Consider the following 19,116-nt stretch of genomic DNA (forward strand, 5'->3'; position numbering starts at 1 on the left):
CGAGTCGTCGTCGATGGCCTGCTTGCCCAGGATGACGAGCTCAGGCTTCTCTTGATCGACTAGCGCCTTCAGGATCTTCGCGACCGCCAGCGGCTGCAATTCCTCTGCGCTTTCGACCAGCACAGCGCGATCCGCACCGATAGCCAACGCCGTCCGCAACGTCTCCTGACATTGCGTAACACCACACGACACAGCGATCACTTCCGTAGCGACGCCCGCTTCCTTCAATCGCACCGCTTCCTCAACAGCGATTTCATCGAACGGGTTCATCGACATCTTCACGTTGGCGATATCGACACCCGTGTTATCCGATTTCACGCGGACCTTCACGTTGTAATCGACGACGCGCTTCACTGGAACCAATACCTTCATTCGCTTGCTCTCCGTTGAACCGCGTTCACGCGGCTTGAATTCTTCGCGCGCGATCGACGATCGGCTTGTCGACCAGTTTCCCGTCCACCGAGATCGCGCCGCGCGGATTCGCTTCCAGCGCAGCGAGCACGCGTGCCGCCCATTCGCGTTCGGCGGCGCTCGGTGCGAAGCCGTCATTCACGGCGTCCACCTGCTTCGGATGAATGCATAGCTTGCCGCCGAAACCGAAGCGGCGCGCATCGAGCACGTCGGCGTTGATCGCATCGAGGTCGCCCGTCGCGAGCGTTACGCCATCGATCGGCGGCGGCAGGCCCGCAAACCGCGACTCGATCACGAACTGCGAACGCACATAGTCCAGTTCGCGCCCGGTGCCGTCGATGCCCGCGTCCACGCCGAAATCGAACGAGCCGAACGCGAGCCGCGCAACGCGCCCGCACTGCGCGATCTCGCGCATACGCACCACGCCCGCAACGCTCTCAACCAGCGCGATCAACTCGACGTCATCGGCGCAACGTGCCGCGATATCCGCGAGTTGCGCCGCATCTTCGGCCTTCGGCACCATCACGGCGCGCACGTTCGCCGCGCGAATCATCGCGACGTCTTCTTCGTGCCATGGCGTACCGAAAGCGTTGACGCGAATCACGACGCGCTCATGCGTCTCACGTAACCAATGCGCGATCTGCGCGCGAGCTTGCGCCTTGGCATCGATGGCCACGGCATCTTCCAGATCGATGACCACGCGATGCGCGTGCGTCGCCAATGCCTTGTCGAACCGTTCCGGACGATCGCCCGGAACGAACAAAAAACTGCGTGCAATCATGCGGATTTCCTCGAATGCGTCAGGTGCCGCTCCAGCCGCGCTGGAACGTCTCCGAATAACTGAAGCGGTCGGCGGGATGAATGCTGACCGCCGCTTCGACGATCTCGCCGCGCTTGTTGAAGTAGCGGCGCGACAGCCATAGCGCGGGCGAACGCGCCTTCGCGTTGACGAGACGCGCGATGTTCGCGGGCAGCGCCACCGCGCGAATCTCCTGCTCCACGCGCGCGATCTGCTCGCCGAACTGACGCTCGATCATCGTGAAGATCGGCGTGTGTGGATCATCCTCGATGCCTGTCAGCGAACGAAACGCCGGCTGGATATAGACCTCGGTATGACAGATCGGATCGACGCTCTCCGGCGAACGACGAATGCCTTCGAGACGCAACCACGTTTCGCCGGGCTTCGCCTGCAACATCTTGCAGAGCGACGCATCGCTCACTTCGACGGTCTCTTTCTTCAGGACCTCGAGCGCGGTATCGGCGGAATAGCGATGCAGGTCGCTCAACTGCTGCATGACCTGCCGATAGCTGCCTTCCGAATTCACGGCCTTGACGGTCGTGCCGATGCCGGCCTGCCGCACGACCATGCCGAGCTGCACGAGCTGCTTGACTGCCTCGCGCACGGTCGAGCGGCTCGCGCCGAACTGCTCGCAGAGTTCGAATTCGGTGGGAATGGTGGAGCCCACCGGAAAGCGCCCGTTCTGTATTTCGTTGATGAGCGTCTGCGCCAATTGCAGATAGCGCGGCTGCTGACCGAGCACGTTGACCATCTTTTGCACGCACGATGAAGGATTGACGGAGGGATCCGCCTGTCGCGCGACATCATCCGGTGCGAGCATCGTCATTGCACCGCACCGCTCTCGCGCAACCGGGCGATCCGACCAGCATCGTAACCGAGTTCGGCGAAAAGCCTCGCGTTGTCCTGTCCCAGTTCGGGCGCCGAACGCGCGGGCAAGGTCTCGTTCACGCGAACCGGCGCCGCCACGTTGCGCACCTTGCCGAAGCGCGGATGCTCCGCTTCGGTCACGCCTTGCCGCTCCGCGACGAACGGATTGTCGAGCGCCTGCTTGATGTCGTACACCGGCGCGGCGGGCACGCGTCCGCCCAGACGTGCGAGCCATTCGGCGGTCGTCGCGCGCGAAAGCGCCGCATCGAGTTCCTGTTCGACGAGATCGCGATTCGCGAGCCGCGCCTTGAAATTGCAGAAGCGTTCATCGGTGATCCACGAAGGCTTGTCGAGTATCTCCGCCAGCACGCCCCAGAACTTTTCCTTGTTGCACATCAGGAAGATCCAGCCGTCCTTCGTCTTGTACAGCTGGCTCGGCGTCAGCGACGGATGCGCGGAGCGCCGGTCCCGTCCTGTCACCGTGCCGCCGTTCAGATACCAAGTGCCGACATACGCGAGGTTATGCAGCGCGACATCGAAGAGACTCGTGTCCATGTCGCGGCCGATGCCCGTCGTGCGCGCCTGCACGAGACCCGCGAGCAGCGCCATCGCGGCGGTGGTGCCCGTCATCAGATCGATGATCGACAGGCCGAAGCGCGCCGGCGGACTGTCCGGCTCGCCAGTGACCGAGAGATAACCCGCTTCCGCCTGCATCAGATAGTCGTAGCCGGGCCACGATGCGCGGCTGCCGGTGCGTCCATATGCCGACAAATGCGCGCATACGATAGCCGGATTCGCGTCCTTCAACTGATCGTAAGTGAGACCCAGCTTCACGGGCAGATCGCCGCGCAGATTGTTGAAGACGGCATCGCTCGACTTGACGAGATCGAGCAGCACGTCGCGCCCTTCGGGCTTCTTCAGATCGAGCGTCAGACTGCACTTGTTGCGATTGAACGCTTCGAAGAAGTGGCTATCGCCTTCGCCGAAAAAATGCGGTCCCACGTTGCGGCCCACATCGCCGCCTTCGCGGAAGTTTTCGATCTTGATGACTTCCGCGCCGAGATCGGCGAGATGTTGGGTCGCGAACGGACCCGCGCCGTATTGTTCTATGGCGACGATGCGTACGCCGGAAAGAGGCAGGCTCATGCAGGGTTCCTCGCAATCAGCATCTTGGCGATGATCAGGCGTTGCATCTCGTTGGTGCCTTCGCCGATGGTCAGAAGCGGCGCATCGCGATACAGCCGCTCGACGTTGTATTCCTTCGAATAGCCATACGCGCCATGAATGCGCATTGCTTCCATGCTGTTCTCGACAGCCGCTTCGGTTGCGAAGTACTTCGCCATGCCCGCTTCCATGTCGCAGCGCAGACCTTTGTCGTATGCGCGCGCGGCCGAGTCCGTCAGAAGGCGCGCGGCTTCCACGCGCGTCGCCATTTCGCCGAGCTTGAGCGCAATCGCCTGATGCTCGCAGATCGGCTTGCCGAAGGTCTTGCGCTGCTGCGAATACGCGACCGCTTCATCGAGCGCGGCTTGCGCAACACCGACCCCGCGCGCGGCTACATTGATGCGGCCCAGCTCCAGCCCGCTCAGAATCTGCTTGAGGCCGAGCCCTTCCTGCCCGCCGATCACGCTCGACACCGGCACGCGAAAATCGGTGAACGTAAGCTCGCACGTATCGATGCCCTTATAGCCGAGCTTTTGCAACTGACGGCTCACTTCGAAGCCCGGTCCCTTCTCGACGATCAGAAGGCTCATGCCCTTGTGACGCGGCTGCGCTTCCGGATCGGTCTTCACGAGCAGCGCGAGGATGTTGCCGTACTTGCTGTTCGTGATCCACGTCTTGCTGCCGTTGACGACATAGTGATCGCCGTCGCGCCTCGCGACCGTGCGGATCGCCTGAAGGTCCGTGCCGCAATCCGGTTCGGTCAGGCCGATGCCGCCGCGCAGCTCGCCCGTCGCCATGCGCGGCAGGAACTCGCGCTTCTGCGCTTCGGTGCCGTTGCGCTGGATCGTCATCGCCATGATGAGATGCGAATTGATGATGCCGCTCACCGACATCCATACCGCGGAAATGCGATCGACGATCTTCGCGTACGTCGAAGTCGTGAGACCGAGGCCGCCGTACTCGGGCGAGATCAGGCAGCCGAAGAGTCCCATGTCCTTCATCTTCTCGACGATCTCGTGCGGATACTCGTCCTTCGCATCGAGTTCGTGCACGTAGGGCTTCACTTCCGTCTTGAGGAAGCGGTCGAGCATGTCGAGAATGAGCGTCTCGTTCTCTTCGTAGTCGCTCATGTCCTGCTGTTGATCGGCGTCGATGGTGGCCATTGCTTCTCCTGTATTCGTGTGTACGTCTTATGCGAGCGCTTGCGCAAGCGTGCGCGCCGGTCGCGTGTCGAGCGAGAGCACCGCTTCGCAGATGCGCTCGGCGGCATCGCGCGATACGTTGCGCTGCGCGTTGTCGAAGAACTTCGCGACGATGTCCTCATTCGTGAGCGGCCTGTCCGACGAGCCGCGATTGATCGACTCGCGATGCGTCAGCGTGCGGCCGTCCCGCGTATGGACGATCACTTCGCCGGTGTAGTGACGCGGAAACGTCGAGTCCTGATCCGCTTCGTGCGTGACGCGGGCCGCGACGGCGCGCACGGTTTCATCGGCGAGCGCTTCGGCTTCGAGATCGTCGAGCGTGAAGCGGCCGCGCAACAACCCCGTCGCGACGATGTACGGAATGCTGAACTGCGCGTCATAGCTGTTCGACGGCCTTTGCTTCGGCGCGACCGGCTCGCACACGATGGGAATCGTCGGGCCGGGCACGCGCACGATCACACGCTCGATGTCGTCGGCTTGCAAACCATGTGCGCGATGAAGCGCGATGGCCGCATCCGACGAAGCATGCGTGAAGTGACACGCGGGAATCGGCTTCAACGCAACGCCGTCGATCTCCCATGTCTCGCCGAGGCCCGCCGTTGCGATATCGATATCGCCCGCTTCGAGCGGCGTCTTCATGTAAAGCGCATAGAGACCGAAGCGTCCTTCATAAGCCGCGCCCGGACCGATATAACCATGCTTCGCGAGCGTCGCCGAAGTCGCGCCCGCTACCGCCGCCCATCCCGGATGCAGACGCTTGGTCCACGCGCCGTCCTGCAGGAACTCGAGATTGCCCGATGCCATCGACAGCACGATGCCTTGCGCATGCCGCGCCGCTTCGACCGGCAGACCCAGAAGACGCGCCGCGCCGAGCGCGCATCCGAATGCGCCGACGAGTCCCGTCGGATGAAAGCCCGCGTTGTGAAAGCCGCTCTTCGCCGCCGAGCCGACGCGCGTCGATACTTCCATCGCGCAGAGATACGCGGTGAGCAGATCCGCGCCGCTCGCGTTCTCGCGCTCGGCGAGATTGAACGCGACCGGAAACGCGCTCGCCGTCGAGTGGATCACGCCGCGTGCATGCGTGTCGTCGAAGTCGAGGCTGTGAATCAGAAGGCCGTTGAGCAGCATCGCATCGCGCAATGCGAGCTTCTGCGTGTGGCCGAACACCGTCGCTTCGCCGCTGCCGAGCTCCTGCATCGCGGCGAGCGTCGAGGTCGCGTACGGCAGTTTCAAGGTCGCATAAGCCAGGCCGATGCTGTCGAGAATCAGATGCTTCGCGCGCTCGCGCACGCTTTGCGGCACGTCGCTCAATTGCAGATGCGTCGAAAACGATGCAAGGCGTTGCGATACGGTTTGCGCCTGCTGCATGTCGTTGCGTGCGTTCATCGCGTGGCTCCCTGATGGTTGAGCGGCAGATCGTCTGCGTTGGCTTCTTCATCGGGCGAGACTTCTTCCAGCGAGAACTGGTTCGCGTCCACGCCGAGGCTCAGCACGGCGATCACGAGCAGGATCAGAACGCCCGCGACCATGCCGAGCACGCCGAACAGCCCGAGTTGCGCATACAGGATCACGGCGGCATACGACGTGAGCATCGACGCGATACGTCCGCACACGCCCGCCACGCCGGTGCCGCGCAGGCGCAGCGCGGTCGGGAAGAGCTCGGGCACGTAGCCGAAGAGACCCAGCGTGACGATGCCGAAGATGCAACTGACGAGCGTGAAGCCGACGATGGCGATCGCCGCGTTGGCCGTCATCTGCGGATAGACGAAGCCCAGCACGATCGCGATGACGCTATAGAACACGAGACCTTTCGCGCGTCCGAGGCGGTCGGCGGTGAGGTAGCCGAGCACTGCGCCGAACGGTGCGCCGAACGACATCAGCGTCGTGAAGCCGAGCGACGTGACAATATCGCGCCCTTCGTGGACGAAGAACGTCGGCAGCCACGCGACGAAGCCGTACACCGCGACGTTCACCGCGATCGCCGTCAATGCGGCCGTCAGCGTGCGTCCGATCATGCCGCGGCGAAACAGCGCCGACAGCGGCGCGCGCGGCACTTCGAGATTCTGCGTGCGCGCACAGTCGGGCAGCGGTCCCTTCTGATGCGCGACTTCGGCTTCGATCGCGCTCACGGTGTCCTCGGCTTCCTGCGTGCGTCCGACCGATTCGAGCCAGCGCGGCGATTCCGGCATGCGATGACGCAGCGCCCATACGATCACCGCGCCGATGCCCGCGATGCCGAACATCCAGCGCCAGCCGAGATGCGGAATCACCACGTAACCGACACTCGTCGCGAGCACGAGACCCGAATTGACGATGAGACCGAGCAGCGAAATCCAGCGTCCGCGATACGCGGGCGGAATGAACTCGCACAACGTGCCCGCCGCGACGACCAGCTCCGCGCCCAGCCCGATGCCCATGACGAAGCGCGCGCCGATCAGCCACTGGATATTCGGTGCGAACGCGGCGACGAAGGACATCAAACCGAAGAGCGCGAGATTGAACTGATACGACGAGCGGCGTCCGAAGCGATCGCCGAGATAGCCGGACAAGCCCGCGCCGATCACCATGCCGAAAAAGCCCGACGACACGAACAATGCGTTGAGCTGCATCGTCGAGAAACCCGCCTTGAGCATCGCGGCGGATACGCCGCCCGCGAGATAGACGTCGAACGCGTCGAGGCACGCGCCCGCGCTGATGAGGCCCAGAATCTTCCAGTGAAAACGCGACATCGGCAGCCGGTCCAGCCGGGCGCCCGAGCTAACGTAATGACTCACAGTTGTCTCCAGTACTGTGACGATGAACCGTCTCGCCGCCGTGCGCCGATGCATCGATGCAATCGAACGGTCTTGTATGCGAAACGGAAACGGGACGCCGGCGCGCGACAACGCCGGCGATATGTGCGGTCAGTCTTCGGCGGTGCCGTGGCCGCGCTTGGCGATCAGCGCGGTACGGATGAAATCCATGACGGGCTTGCCGTCCTGATTGAACGCGCGCGTGTGCACCGTGACGATGCCCTGCGTCGGGCGCGATTTCGATTCGCGCACTTCGAGCACTTCCGACTCCGCATAAAGCGTATCGCCCGCAAAAACAGGGCCCGTCAGGCGAATTTCCTTCCAGCCGAGATTGGCGATGGCCTTGCCGCTCACGTCGTTCACCGACATGCCGAGCACGATCGCGACCGTGAGGCCGCTGCTCACGAGAAGCTTGCCGAACTCGCTCTTCGAGGCGTGATGCGCGTCGCAGTGCATCGGATGAAAGTTCATCGTCAGCAGCGAGAACTGAATGTTGTCCGCGTCTGTGATCGTGCGGCCCGGGCGATGCTCGTATATATCGCCGACTGTGAAATCCTCCAGATAACGGCCGTAACTCGCCCGATATCGCTGCTTGCCTACTCTGTCCGAATGCATTGCGTCATGCCTCCTGTCTTAAACATCACTTTGTACGGACAAAGTATCAGGCGCGGCGCAGCCGACGTCAAGCAGGAATGGATTGCGGTAAACCCTCGCTTACTTAGCGGGGCTGGCGGGCGGCGGCGGCGGCGGGCACTGCATGTCCGCGCCTTTCGCGCCATCGAGATTCTTCAGCGATACGAGCAGCCTGCTTCCCGTATTCGCCGTGATGATGTGCCCGTAACTGACGGTCGGGATGAACTTGATATCGGGCGCGACGGCGACGGGCGGAGTCTGCGCGCCATCGACGGTCAGATCGAGTTCGACGGTGATCGAATCGATCGCCACGCCGTAGTTCTGCTTGCGCTCGGCCTGCGTCTTCCGGAAGTTGCACACGCCATCGAGGACGTTCTGGAGCGCCGTGGGTATGTCCACCGATTTGCCCGGCGGAATCGGCGGCGTGTTGCACGCGGCGAGAAGCATCGGCAACGCAAGAACCGGCAGCGAGACGAAGGCGCGCATCGAATTCTCCCAGCCCCTGGCGGGGCAACAGTATCCGGTAAATGACCGCTTGAACTGAATCCGTTTTCGTCTACAACCTTATTGTCACGTGTCTCTTCGAACGGGTAGAAACAAGCAATATCACACGCTCGCCTTTCGAGCATGAACTGCGTGGCAATACGCCGTGAACGGAAGTCTTCAACAAGAGAAGACGATGGCAAACGCATCGGGGAGATTCATCGCGATCGTCGGCGCCGTGCTGCTCGCGCTGCTGACATCGGGCGCGCCCGTCCTCGCGGCGGGATCGGACACGCTCGCGCAAGTCAAGGCGCGCGGCGTTCTGCGATGCGGCGTCAGCGACGGCATCGCGGGCTTTTCACAGCAGGATGCGTCCGGGCACTGGTCGGGCATCGACGCGGACTTCTGCCGCGCGGTGGCCGCCGCGACGCTCGGCGACGCGAACAAGGTCGCCTTCGTTCCACTCAGGACGTCCGCGCGTTTTCCGGCGCTCAGGACGGGCCGCGTCGATCTGCTCGCGCGCAACACGACCTGGACGCTGCTGCGCGAAGGCACGCTCGCCGTGCAGTTCGCGGGCGTGCTGTTCTATGACGCTCAGGCGTTCATGGTGCCGGCGAAGAGCGGCATTCGCACGCTCGCGTCGCTCAGGGGCGCCACGGTCTGCGTGCAACGCGAGACCACGAGCGAAAGCAATCTCGCCGGCTATTCGAATGCGAACGCGCTCGACCTGAAGCCGCTCGTGCTCGGCTCGGTGACGGAACTGGAGCACGCGTTCGTCTCCGGCCGATGCGGCGCCGTGACCGCCGATACCTCCCTGCTCGCCACGCTGCGCAGCCGCGCGCCGGGCGGCCCGTCGTCCATGACGATCCTGACCGAGCGAATCTCGAAGCAGCCGCACGCGCCCGCCGTGCGCGGCGACGATGACCGCTGGCTCGTCATCGTCCGCTGGGTGCTCTTCACGCTCATCACCGCCGAAGAAGTCGGCGTGACGCGGAGCAACGAAGCGGAGCGCGTCCGCGATCCGATCGTGGCCCGCGCGCTCGTGCCGGATGCGAGCGTCACCGCGACGCTCGGCATCGACCCCGGCTGGACGATTCGTGCGCTGAAAAGCGCCGGCAATTACGGAGAAATGTTCGACCGCAATCTCGGCACCGGAAGTCCGCTCAAACTCGAACGCGGACTGAACGAACTCTACCGACGCGGCGGCCTGATGTACGCGCCGCCGATGCAATAGCGCCCGCGCGAGCCCATCATGAGCGATTGGCAAATCTATCTCGTAGTCGGCGTGTTCTCGGCGGTGATCCTCGTGATCGCCTTCGATCTGATCGACATGGCCGTCGCCGCGCTCGTCGGTGCGAGCGTGCTGATCGCGCTCGGCATCATCGACGAGCAGGATCTGATCGCGACCGCGCGCACCGCGGCAGGACCGATCAGCCTGCTGTTCGGCGGCATGATCGTCGCGCGGATTCTTTCGACGACGGGTCTCTTCGATCTCGTCGGCGAATACTATCTGCGCGCGACGGCGGGCAGCGGCAAGCGCTTCCTGCTTCTCTTGATCGTGATCGTCGCGCCGCTATGCGCCTTGCTTCCCAACGCGACGACGGTGATCCTGCTCGCGCCGATCATCGTTCGCGTCGCGCGCGCGCTCGAACTCGATATCGTGCCGCCGCTGATCCTCACCGCCCTGCTCAGCAACGCCGCCGGCCTGCTGACGCTCGTCGGCGATCCGGCGACGTTTCTCGTCGGCAGTTCGATCGGCATGAGCTTCGGCGAGTATCTGCGGCGCGCGAGCCTCGGTGGTCTGCTCGCGATCATCGTCGTGATTCCGCTCTTGCCGATCCTCATGCGCGGCATCTGGCGCAGCGTCACGCCGCTACCGCCGCGCAGCCCGGGAACGAAGCTCAAGCGGCCCGTGTACGCGGCGCTCGCCGTCGTCGTGCTCGCGCTGATGATGGTCCTCTTCGTGCTCGGCGAAGAGTTGCCGACGCGCATCGTGCCACCCGTCGTCGCCGTGATCGCGAGTGCGCTCGCGCTGCTCGTCGCGTATGCGTTCAGGGTCGAGCCGACCGATCGCGTGCTGCGCGACGTCGACTGGAAGACGCTGCTGTTCCTCACCTGCATTTTCTGTCTCGTGCAGGGCATGGCCAAGACGGGACTGCTGCAAGTCATGTCGCTCAAGCTGTATGAAGTGTTCGGCACGCGACTCGCGCTCGTCGCGCTCGCGATGATCGGCGGCATCGGCCTGCTCTCTTCCGTGCTCGCGAACGTGCCGGTCGCGGCTGCGTCGATCGTGATGGTCAAGGGCTATCTCGTCACGGCGGAATTCGTGCCGGAGGCCGCGCTCTCCGACCAGTTCACGCAGTGGCCCGACGCGGTGATTCCGGTCTTCATCGGCATGATGTACGGCGCGACGCTCGGCGGCAACGCGACGCTCGTCGGCTCGGCGGCGAACATCGTGGCAGCGGGAATCTGCGCGCAGGAAGGCGCGCCGGTCAGCTTCGGGCGCTTTCTGCGCTATGGATTGCCGTTCACCTTATGTCAGCTTGCGATCACGGCGGTGTATGTGATCGTGCTCGGGCATGTTCTTCGCTGATCTTCGTAAGCGTCTGCATAAAGAATCGTTCGCTGCCCCATTCAGGAAATGGATACCCTGCATTCGAACATTTAATTTGTCGATAGCGCGCATCTCCGATATTTTGTATGTGTTCTGCCGGGTAAATTCGTCGCGCCTGTCATTCGCGTCCGGGAAAGCCGGACGACCAAGGCGTCGAAATCACGACGACGGCGTGAACCTAACGGAGACTTTCGTATGTCAAGCAACACGTACTACGCGCCGCACGGCGGTCATCCATCGCAGACCGAGCTGCTCACCGATCGCGCGATGTTCACTGAAGCGTATGCCGTCATTCCCAAAGGCGTGATGCGCGATATCGTCACGAGTCATCTGCCGTTCTGGGACAAGACGCGTCTCTGGGTGCTCGCGCGTCCGCTTACCGGATTCGCCGAGACGTTCTCGCAATACATCATGGAAGTGGCGCCGGGCGGCGGCAGCGAAAAGCCCGAACAGGACCCGAATGCCGAAGGCGTGCTGTTCGTCGTCGAAGGCGAGATCGAACTGACTTTGCAAGGCACCTTGCATGTTCTGAAGACAGGCGGGTATGCGTTCATTCCGCCCGGCACGAACTGGCAGTTGCGCAATCGTCATAAGGATGCGGCGCGTTTTCACTGGGTTCGCAAGCACTATGAAGCCGTCGATGGCGTGCCGCTTCCCGAAGCGTTCGTCACGAACGAGCAGGACATCGAGCCGATTCCGATGCCGGGCACCGAAGGCCGCTGGGTGACGACGCGTTTCGTCGATACCAGCGACATGCGTCACGACATGCACGTCAACATCGTTACGTTCCAGCCGGGCGGCGTGATTCCGTTCGCAGAAACGCACGTGATGGAGCACGGCCTGTATGTGCTCGAAGGCAAGGCGGTGTATCGGCTGAATCAGGACTGGGTCGAAGTCGAAGCCGGCGACTTCATGTGGCTGCGCGCATTCTGTCCGCAAGCCTGTTATGCGGGCGGACCGAGCCGCTTCCGCTATCTGCTGTACAAGGACGTGAACCGCCATATGAAGCTGACGCTCAACGCACCGCGTTGAGCGTCATGCGCGAGGCGGCGTCAGCACGCCGTCGCGCGCGACGATACGTCCGTTCGCAACGACGAGCTTGCGCACGGGCCGCGTCACGACCGCATGGGCGACGGTCTCGGCATCGACGAGCACGAGATCCGCGCGCGCGCCCACGCGCAGGCCGTAGTCCGCGAAACCGCAGCCGCGCGCTGCCGCATCGCTCACGCAATCGAACGCGATCGTGAGATCGTCGTCGCGCCGCAAGTCGTAGCGCATGCCGATCAGCATCGCGCGTTCGAGCATGTCGGGCACGCCGTACGGCGTCCATGTATCGCGGATGCCGTCGTTGCCGCCGAACATCGTGATGCCCTTCTCGCGGCATAGCTTGAGCGGCGGCACCGTGCACGAAGGCGGCGCGCTCGTCAGCAGCGCCACGCGCAAATCAGCGATGCGATCGAGCAGCACATCGCGCTCGCGCTCCGGCAGCGCGCCAAGACAAAAGCCGTGACTGACGACGACCTGTCCCTGCATGCCCGACGCTTGCACGCGATCCAGCAGCAGTTTCAGCGTGAACGCGCCGATCTCGCCCGGTTCGTGCAGATGGATGTCGATCGGCTTGCGATAGCGTTGCGCGAGCGCCAAGGTCGCGTTCAACGATGCGACCGGATCGCCGTCGATCAACGCGGGATCGAGCGCGCCGAGCACATCGGCGCCTTCTGCGAGCGCTTCGCCGAGCAGCTCGACGGTGCCCGGACGAATCAGCATGCCCGACTGCGGAAACGCGACGATCTGCATGTCGAGCGTATCGCGCATCGTCTGCCGTGTTGCGAGTACGCCTTCGAGATGGCGCAGGCGTGCGTCGGTGTCGATATCGACGTGCGTGCGCAGACGCGTCGTGCCCGCAGCCACGAATGCACGCGACAGCGCGAGCGATTGCGCGGCCGCATCGTGTCCCGATGTCCTGCGCCATTCGCGTTCGTTGCCGATGCGATCGGTGAGCAGCGGGCCGACTTCGTTGCGATACCACGGACGCCCCCAGTTGCTCTTATCGACATGCGTATGACCTTCGACGAAGCCCGGCAGCAGCAACGCGCCGCCGCCGTCTTCGATCTGCGCATCGCGTGGGGCGGCGGCATCTGCGCCGAGCGCGTCGATACGGCCATCGACGATGGATACGGAAACCCGTTGGCCATCGGCCAGGCGGACATTGCAGAGATAGAGAGAACGAGTCATGTCGGCGATATCGGTAAGCGTACGCACTGCCCTACCGGAACACTATCACGCGATTGCCAGCGCCCTTCGCGCGTGATAGAAGTCGATGTCCCATTCGAAGATCCATCGGGTCGATGAAACACCTTCCCAACGCACGCACGCCGCTGTTCGACCTCGACTTGCTGAAGGCCATCGTCATGGTGGCCGATTGCGGCACCTTCACCGCCGCATCCGCGCGGCTTCATTCGACGCAATCGACGATCAGCCAGAAGGTGCGCCGGCTCGAGGACATGGCGGGGCACAAGCTGCTCGAACGCGGCAGCGGCGATGTTCGCCCGACCGACGCCGGTAAAACCCTGCTCGCCTACGCGCGCCGCATGCTCGCGCTCAACGACGAAATGATCGAGGCGCTATCGGGCGCGAACGTCGGCGTGACGATCCGGCTCGGCGTGCCGGAAGACTTCGTCGGCGGACCGACGACGCACATGCTCGCGGCCTTCAATCGCAAGCATCCGCAAGTGAAGCTCGAAGTGACGAGCGGACTGGTCCGCGATCTGAGCAACAGCTACGATCGCGGCGATCTCGATCTCGTCCTCGTGAAGCAGCGGCGCAATAGCCGCGAAGCCGTCGCGACATGGCCCGAGCAATTGCGATGGATCGACAGCGCGACGAATCCGTCGATTCAACTCGATCCGATTCCGCTCGTCGCGTTTCCGCCGCGCGGGCTGTATCGCGACGACATGACCCATGCGATCGAAAGCATCGGCCGACGCTGGCGGCTCGCGTTCATCTGTTCGAGTCTGAGCGGCATCCAGGCGGCCGTCGCCGATGGTCTGGGCATCAGCCTGCTTCCGGCGCGCGCCGTATCGCCGGATCACGTCGTGCTGACAGCGAAGAGCGGCTTGCCCGCCATCGAGACAATGGATATCGCGCTGCTGCATCGCCCGACTGCCGATGCCGTTGTGAAGGAACTCGCGCGGGCCTTGTCGCGCATGTTCGGGCCGCAGCGTCGTTGAGCGCGTTGTTCAAGGGACGTGCGCGAAAGGACAGTTAGTTGCATGGCTAACTAACCCATCCTCGTTCGATGAGCGGCACGTCCCACGCCGGCTCCGGACCCAGCCGCTCGGCGAGAAATTCGACCAGCGCTTTTACCTTGAGCCCTTGCCGCTGCGTCGCGGGATAGACGGCTGCGAAGTTCATCGGAGAGAGCGCGTAGTCCGGCAGAATCGGCACGAGCGAGCCATTGAGCAGCGACGCGCTCGCGACGAGCGTCGGCAGGCACACCACGCCGCCGCCCGTCAGCGCGTAGTCGTGCAGCAAGTGCACCGAATTCGAACGCACGATGCCCGGCAGTTCTATTTCGACGACCTCGCTGCCGCGCGTCATCGTCCAGCGATTGCGCGACGGATAGCCCGAGTAAAGCGCCGTCCTGTGATCGAGCAGTTCGCGCGGATGCCGGGGCGCGCCATGTTCGTTCACGTAGGAAGGCGCGGCGCAAAAGAGCCGCCGGACGGTGAAGAGACGCCGCTCGATCAGCGATTCGGAGATCGCCGGAAAGATCTGGAACGCGACGTCGAAGCCCTCTTCGATCGGATCGACGACACGGTCGTTGACGATCACGTCGAGCTGGATGCCGGGATACCGTCGATTGAATTCGGCCAGCGATGCGCCGAAGTGACCCAGCGCGAAGCCCGGCAACATCTGAATGCGCAGCCGCCCGGTCGGTGTCGCGCGCAACTCGCGCATCTGGTCGGTCAGTTCGTTGACGCGCCCCACCACTTCCGCGCAGTCCCGATAGAACGCCTCGCCGACATCGGATAGCCTGACGTGCCGCGTGCTGCGATGAAACAGCGGCACATTGAGGAATTTCTCCAACTGCTGAATGCGCGTGGTGACGACCGAACTGGCGACGCCGAGCTGCCGCGCCGCTTCCGCGAAGCTGCTGGTCTCCGCCACGCGCACGAAGGCCTCTATGCTGAGAAAACGATCCATGCTGGTCCCTTTCGAGCGTGTCCAGCATGTCAGTGTATCCGCAGCGCGCGTATGCGCTTACTCGGGCTGCTCGCCTCCGACGAGCCCCACGCCGCGCGCTTTTCCGCGCACGCGGGCGGGCGCTGTCTCTTCGAGCAGCAGGCTCACGCCGATGCCCAGAATCACCGCGCAAATCGGGAGCCAGAGAATATTCTGGATTCCGAATCGTGTAGCGACGAAACCCGCGATCGCGGGCGCCACGCCGCCGCCGAAGATCTCGCCCGCGCCGACGACGATCCCGATCGCCGTCGACACCATGCCGATCGGCGCCGCTTCCGTCGCGACCGGCCCGGACAGCAGCGAAACGAGGCCGAGCGTGAAGAACGACGCCACGAACAGCACGATGAACAGAACGAGCGGCTGCGCCCCGACGCCGCGAAACACGTACAGCATGACGGCCGTGCCCGCGAAACCGGCGATGCTCGCAAGCCGCCGTCCGACGAGATCGGAGAGTCCCGGCAACGCGAACTGGCCGACGAATCCGCCAAAGCCAATCGCCGATACGACGATGCCCATGCGCTGCGTGTCGAGCGCGAGATAGTCGGTGAGGTAAAGCGGCAGCATCGCGCCGAGCACGAAGACGCCCGTCATCGCGCAGAAGAGCGCGACCATCGCGACGGGAATGTTGCGGCTCTTCAGCACGTCGCGCCAGTTGCCCTTCGCGGCCTGCTGTTGCGCAGGCGCCGACGCCGGTTCGCGAATCACGAAGAACATCAGCACGCCGAGTATCAAGCCGGGAATGGACACGAGCGCGAACACCCAGCGCCACGACACGACGTTGAGCAGTTGCGTCGCGATGATCGGCGAAAGCGCAAGCCCGAAGAGCGCGAATCCGCTTTGCTGCAGCCCGAGATTGAAGCCGCGCCGCTTCGGATGCGAGGCGTCGGCGGTCGCGGCGAAACTCGTCGGACAGAACGAGCCTTCGGCGACGCCCATCAGCGAGCGCACGGCGAGCAGGCTGGCGAGGCCGCCCGCGACGCCCGAAAATCCGGATAGCAGCGAAAACGCGATGATCGCGGGAATCAGCACTTTGCGACGTCCGATCTTGTCGGAGATGCCGCCCATCAGCGCGGCGAACACGCCCCACGACAGCCCCAGTATGCCGATGCAGTTGCCGACATCCTGCGCGGTGAGATGCAGGTCCTTCATCATTGCCGGAAAGAGCGGCGCGATCAGCCATCGATCGAGGCCGACAAGGCCGAATCCGAGCGCAAGCAGCGTCACGGCTTTCCATTCGTAGGACGTATCCCACCGGTTCGAGGTCATCTTTGTCTCCTGAGTCAGAATCGCGCGCCGCGTGGTTGAAATGCGGCATCGTCGACGCAACAGAGGGTGACTCAGACGCGCTTCGAAAAGAACGGGCGAACCGCCGAATGCGTCATTCGCGATTCGCAAACAATGGCGCGGCTGCAGCGCTCGCCGGGCTGCGCGAAGCAGTTCGAGCGGATTTCCGCTCAACTAGGGATACTTCCGATAGACGCCCCGAACCGGAGGAAAACGCAACATGAAAACACTTTCGATGATCCCGGCGCTCGCCATTGCGCTCGCCGGTTGTGCCGCAGGCGGCTCGCAGCCAGGCGCGCCGAATCTGAGCGCTGCGCAATGCCGCGATCTCACCGCGCTCAGAAACCACGCGCCGCTGACGCGCGAGCGCAATCTGAGCGAACTGGCCGCGCTCGAACGAGCGGGCTACGATCCGTCGAAATTTTTCGACCCGTACTATCCCGACGATCTGCATGCGGCGCAGCGTCAGGTCGATATCTGGTACCGGACGGAATGCCCGGAGGCGCGGACGAATTGAGGCCAAAGGGCTGTCGATATAATGGCCCTTCCGTTCAACGAGGTTATCGCATGAAATCAGTCATCGCTCTGCTCGCCGCATCCGCCATCGCAACCACCGCGTTCGCCGCCAACACCACCGAGAAGCTGCCGTCGGGTGTCGTCGTCGAGCACCTCAAGCAAGGCACCGGCGCGCAACCCACCGCCGACGACACCGTGAGCGTCAACTATCGCGGCACGCTCGCCGACGGCACCGAATTCGACAGCTCGAGCAAGCACGGCGGCCCCGCGACCTTCCCGCTCAACCGCGTGATTCCGTGCTGGACGCAAGGCGTGCAGAAGATCAAGGTCGGCGGCAAGGCGAAGCTGACCTGCCCGGCCGCAACCGCCTACGCCAGCCGCGGCGTCGGCACGATTCCGCCGAACAGCGACCTGACGTTCGAAGTCGAACTGCTCGAGATCAAGAAGTAATCGAAGCACGCGCAATCGCGGACGATGCGCTTTCTAAGCGGCCTCGTCCCGCAATTGCGCGAGCGATGCACGCTGCCTGCCGTTCGCGTCGAAGTTATCGTCGGCGAGCCAGCGTTCGAAGCCGCGCCGGATGCGCGGCCAATCCTTATCGATGATCGCGTACCACGCCGTATCGCGATTGCGTCCCTTGTAGACGATCGCCTGCCTGAAGATGCCTTCGAACTCGAAGCCGAGCCGAAGCGCCGTCTTGCGCGAAGGCGCGTTCAGGCTGTCGCACTTCCATTCGTAGCGCCTGTAGCCCAAATCGTCGAAAACATGGCGCATCAGCAGATATTGCGCTTCCGTCGATATGCGCGTCTGCTTGAGCAGGGGCGAGAACGTGACGCTGCCCATTTCGATGACGCCATGCACAGGCTCGATCCGCATCAGCGCGAGCGTGCCGACCGCCTTGCCGCTCGCCGAATCGATGACCGTGTAATGCAGCGGATCGGCGGACGCGGCGGCTTTCGCCAGATAGTCGCGAAAGGTTTCGAAATCCGCGAACGGCCCGACGAAAAGATAAGTCCAGTCGCTGCCGTCCGGTGCGCGGCCGTAGGCATCGAAGAGATCGGCCGCGTGGCGATCCAAGTCGAGCGGCTCGATGCGGCAATGCCTGCCGTCGATGCCGATGCGCGCCGGGCGCTCACGCGTTTTCCAGTCCGTTACCGCTTCGCCGATCGGCTGCTGATATTCGTTGGTTCTCGTCATGCGTGAAGCGCTCCGTTGCGTGAAAGGGCAACTCGCAGTCTAAAAGCTCGGCCATCGAAAATCGAGCGATTCTGAAATTTCGGAATGCGGCGCGTGCCGCGAACCTCGCCTTCGGAAAACTTCGCGCATCTGTTCGATCCGCTCGTCACGACCAAGCCGCGCGGACACGGACCGGCCTCGGGCTCGCGATCACGTCGCCCATCGTCGACGGATTCGGCGCGCGGATCGCGGCTGTCAATCGCGAAGAAGGTGGCGCACAATTCACCATCGCATTGGTGGCGGCAAACGGCCGGAGCATCGACAGTGCATGAAAGCATGAACGTTTCGACGCGCTGGACACGGTCATCGAGGAACTCAAACGCAAGGAGAAACGTGATGGTCGCAAGCAGAGAAAATGAGCCCGCCCGCACGAACAACCGCACGAGCAACCGCACCGCATCGGAGCGCAAGTCCGAGCGCGAGATGGTCATCACGCGAATCTTCGACGCGCCGCCGCGGCTCGTGTTCGAAGCGTGGACCACGCCCGAGCTTTTCCGGCAATGGTGGGTGCCGAAGTCGAGCGGTGCGACCCTGCTCTCGTGCGAACAGGACGTGCGTGTCGGCGGGCGCTATCGGCTGGCGTTCGCTCATCCCGAGGCATCGGCGCCCATGGCGTTCTTCGGCAGATACCTCGACGTGGTTCCGGATGCGCGCCTCGTCTGGACCAACGAGGAAAGCGACGATGGCGCCGTCACGACCGTGACCCTCGAAGAGAAAGATGGCAAGACGCTGCTCGTGATGCACGAGCTGTATCCGTCGAAGGAAGCGCTCGACGTCGCCATCGAGGGAATGGACGAAGCAATGCCCGAAACGTTCGAGCAACTGGACGAATTCCTGATTCAGCGCGGCGCGTTCCCCGGTAGGTCTTGA

The 19,116-nt window shown here is 63.5% G+C and carries 19 protein-coding genes and 2 pseudogenes; 7 read left to right on the top strand and 14 right to left on the bottom strand.

Annotated features, from left to right (window positions below; all coding sequences use genetic code 11):
• The 9 genes and pseudogenes from QCE58_RS15785 to QCE58_RS15825 all read right to left on the bottom strand — a co-directional run.
• Positions 1-372: pseudogene (locus QCE58_RS15785) on the bottom strand (electron transfer flavoprotein subunit beta/FixA family protein); the annotation flags it as partial.
• Positions 373-397: 25 nt separating this feature from the next.
• Entirely contained in the window at positions 398-1,192 is a 795-nt protein-coding gene (locus tag QCE58_RS15790) for a CoA ester lyase (protein ID WP_175981513.1), read from the bottom strand.
• 19 nt (positions 1,193-1,211) lie between these two features.
• Positions 1,212-1,961: a GntR family transcriptional regulator gene (locus tag QCE58_RS15795; RefSeq protein ID WP_250522361.1), complete on the bottom strand. Its 750-nt coding sequence runs from the start codon at positions 1,959-1,961 to the stop codon at positions 1,212-1,214.
• Positions 1,962-2,032: 71 nt separating this feature from the next.
• Positions 2,033-3,223 (bottom strand): CaiB/BaiF CoA-transferase family protein, encoded by a 1,191-nt coding sequence (locus tag QCE58_RS15800; protein ID WP_008346888.1) that lies wholly within the window; start codon positions 3,221-3,223, stop codon positions 2,033-2,035.
• On the bottom strand, positions 3,220-4,404 hold the full coding sequence (locus tag QCE58_RS15805) for an acyl-CoA dehydrogenase family protein (RefSeq protein WP_250522324.1): 1,185 nt from the start codon (positions 4,402-4,404) through the stop codon (positions 3,220-3,222). The genes QCE58_RS15800 and QCE58_RS15805 overlap by 4 nt, the downstream gene beginning before the upstream one ends.
• A gap of 27 nt (positions 4,405-4,431) precedes the next feature.
• Positions 4,432-5,829, bottom strand: coding sequence for an MmgE/PrpD family protein (locus tag QCE58_RS15810; RefSeq protein WP_250522325.1), 1,398 nt, complete (start codon positions 5,827-5,829; stop codon positions 4,432-4,434).
• Positions 5,826-7,172, bottom strand: a complete 1,347-nt coding sequence (locus tag QCE58_RS15815; RefSeq protein WP_008346894.1) for an MFS transporter — start codon at positions 7,170-7,172, stop codon at positions 5,826-5,828. The genes QCE58_RS15810 and QCE58_RS15815 overlap by 4 nt, the downstream gene beginning before the upstream one ends.
• Positions 7,173-7,346: 174 nt before the next feature.
• A complete protein-coding gene (locus tag QCE58_RS15820) occupies positions 7,347-7,850 on the bottom strand; it encodes a MaoC family dehydratase (protein ID WP_008346896.1) in 504 nt (167 codons plus the stop codon).
• Between the two features lie 99 nt (positions 7,851-7,949).
• The gene (locus tag QCE58_RS15825) at positions 7,950-8,354 is read right to left on the bottom strand and encodes a hypothetical protein (protein ID WP_175981509.1); all 405 of its coding nucleotides are present in this window, start codon (positions 8,352-8,354) and stop codon (positions 7,950-7,952) included.
• A gap of 193 nt (positions 8,355-8,547) precedes the next feature.
• Here QCE58_RS15825 and QCE58_RS15830 point away from each other — a divergent pair, with 193 nt between their 5' ends.
• The 3 genes from QCE58_RS15830 (at position 8,548) to QCE58_RS15840 (ending at position 11,997) form a co-directional block, all read left to right on the top strand.
• Complete coding sequence (locus tag QCE58_RS15830; protein WP_175981507.1) at positions 8,548-9,585, top strand: amino acid ABC transporter substrate-binding protein; 1,038 nt, start codon at positions 8,548-8,550, stop codon at positions 9,583-9,585.
• 18 nt (positions 9,586-9,603) lie between these two features.
• Positions 9,604-10,944, top strand: a complete 1,341-nt coding sequence (locus QCE58_RS15835) for an SLC13 family permease (protein WP_008346901.1) — start codon at positions 9,604-9,606, stop codon at positions 10,942-10,944.
• Between the two features lie 216 nt (positions 10,945-11,160).
• Entirely contained in the window at positions 11,161-11,997 is an 837-nt protein-coding gene (locus QCE58_RS15840) for a bifunctional allantoicase/(S)-ureidoglycine aminohydrolase (RefSeq protein WP_008346903.1), read from the top strand.
• Between the two features lie 3 nt (positions 11,998-12,000).
• On the opposite strand, the gene QCE58_RS15845 is transcribed toward QCE58_RS15840, so the two are convergent.
• The gene (locus QCE58_RS15845) at positions 12,001-13,200 is read right to left on the bottom strand and encodes an amidohydrolase family protein (RefSeq protein WP_175981504.1); all 1,200 of its coding nucleotides are present in this window, start codon (positions 13,198-13,200) and stop codon (positions 12,001-12,003) included.
• A gap of 113 nt (positions 13,201-13,313) precedes the next feature.
• Here QCE58_RS15845 and QCE58_RS15850 point away from each other — a divergent pair, with 113 nt between their 5' ends.
• The gene (locus tag QCE58_RS15850; protein WP_250522326.1) at positions 13,314-14,195 is read left to right on the top strand and encodes a LysR family transcriptional regulator; all 882 of its coding nucleotides are present in this window, start codon (positions 13,314-13,316) and stop codon (positions 14,193-14,195) included.
• Between the two features lie 46 nt (positions 14,196-14,241).
• Here QCE58_RS15850 and QCE58_RS15855 read toward each other — a convergent pair whose 3' ends face one another.
• Together QCE58_RS15855 and QCE58_RS15860 are read right to left on the bottom strand one after the other, a co-directional pair.
• The gene (locus QCE58_RS15855; protein WP_008346907.1) at positions 14,242-15,171 is read right to left on the bottom strand and encodes a LysR family transcriptional regulator; all 930 of its coding nucleotides are present in this window, start codon (positions 15,169-15,171) and stop codon (positions 14,242-14,244) included.
• Positions 15,172-15,228: 57 nt separating this feature from the next.
• Positions 15,229-16,476: an MFS transporter gene (locus QCE58_RS15860; protein ID WP_008346909.1), complete on the bottom strand. Its 1,248-nt coding sequence runs from the start codon at positions 16,474-16,476 to the stop codon at positions 15,229-15,231.
• A 238-nt stretch (positions 16,477-16,714) separates the two neighbouring features.
• On the opposite strand from QCE58_RS15860, the gene QCE58_RS15865 reads away from it, so the two are divergent.
• Together QCE58_RS15865 and QCE58_RS15870 are read left to right on the top strand one after the other, a co-directional pair.
• On the top strand, positions 16,715-17,011 hold the full coding sequence (locus QCE58_RS15865; RefSeq protein ID WP_175981500.1) for a DUF4148 domain-containing protein: 297 nt from the start codon (positions 16,715-16,717) through the stop codon (positions 17,009-17,011).
• Positions 17,012-17,061: 50 nt separating this feature from the next.
• Positions 17,062-17,460, top strand: a complete 399-nt coding sequence (locus QCE58_RS15870) for an FKBP-type peptidyl-prolyl cis-trans isomerase (RefSeq protein ID WP_250522327.1) — start codon at positions 17,062-17,064, stop codon at positions 17,458-17,460.
• Positions 17,461-17,496: 36 nt separating this feature from the next.
• Here QCE58_RS15870 and QCE58_RS15875 read toward each other — a convergent pair.
• Positions 17,497-18,207 (bottom strand): annotated as a pseudogene (locus tag QCE58_RS15875) (GNAT family N-acetyltransferase); the annotation flags it as partial.
• Positions 18,204-18,680 carry a hypothetical protein gene (locus QCE58_RS34105; RefSeq protein WP_409014125.1) on the bottom strand — a complete coding sequence of 159 codons (477 nt, stop codon included), beginning with the start codon at positions 18,678-18,680 and terminating at the stop codon, positions 18,204-18,206. The pseudogene QCE58_RS15875 and the gene QCE58_RS34105, both read right to left, overlap by 4 nt.
• On the opposite strand from QCE58_RS34105, the gene QCE58_RS15885 reads away from it, so the two are divergent.
• Positions 18,670-19,116 (top strand): SRPBCC family protein, encoded by a 447-nt coding sequence (locus QCE58_RS15885; protein WP_239295253.1) that lies wholly within the window; start codon positions 18,670-18,672, stop codon positions 19,114-19,116. The two genes, QCE58_RS34105 and QCE58_RS15885, sit on opposite strands and share 11 nt — an antisense overlap.

This window comes from Caballeronia sp. LZ028 (assembly GCF_031451415.1).
Taxonomy (GTDB): Bacteria; Pseudomonadota; Gammaproteobacteria; order Burkholderiales; family Burkholderiaceae; genus Caballeronia; species Caballeronia zhejiangensis.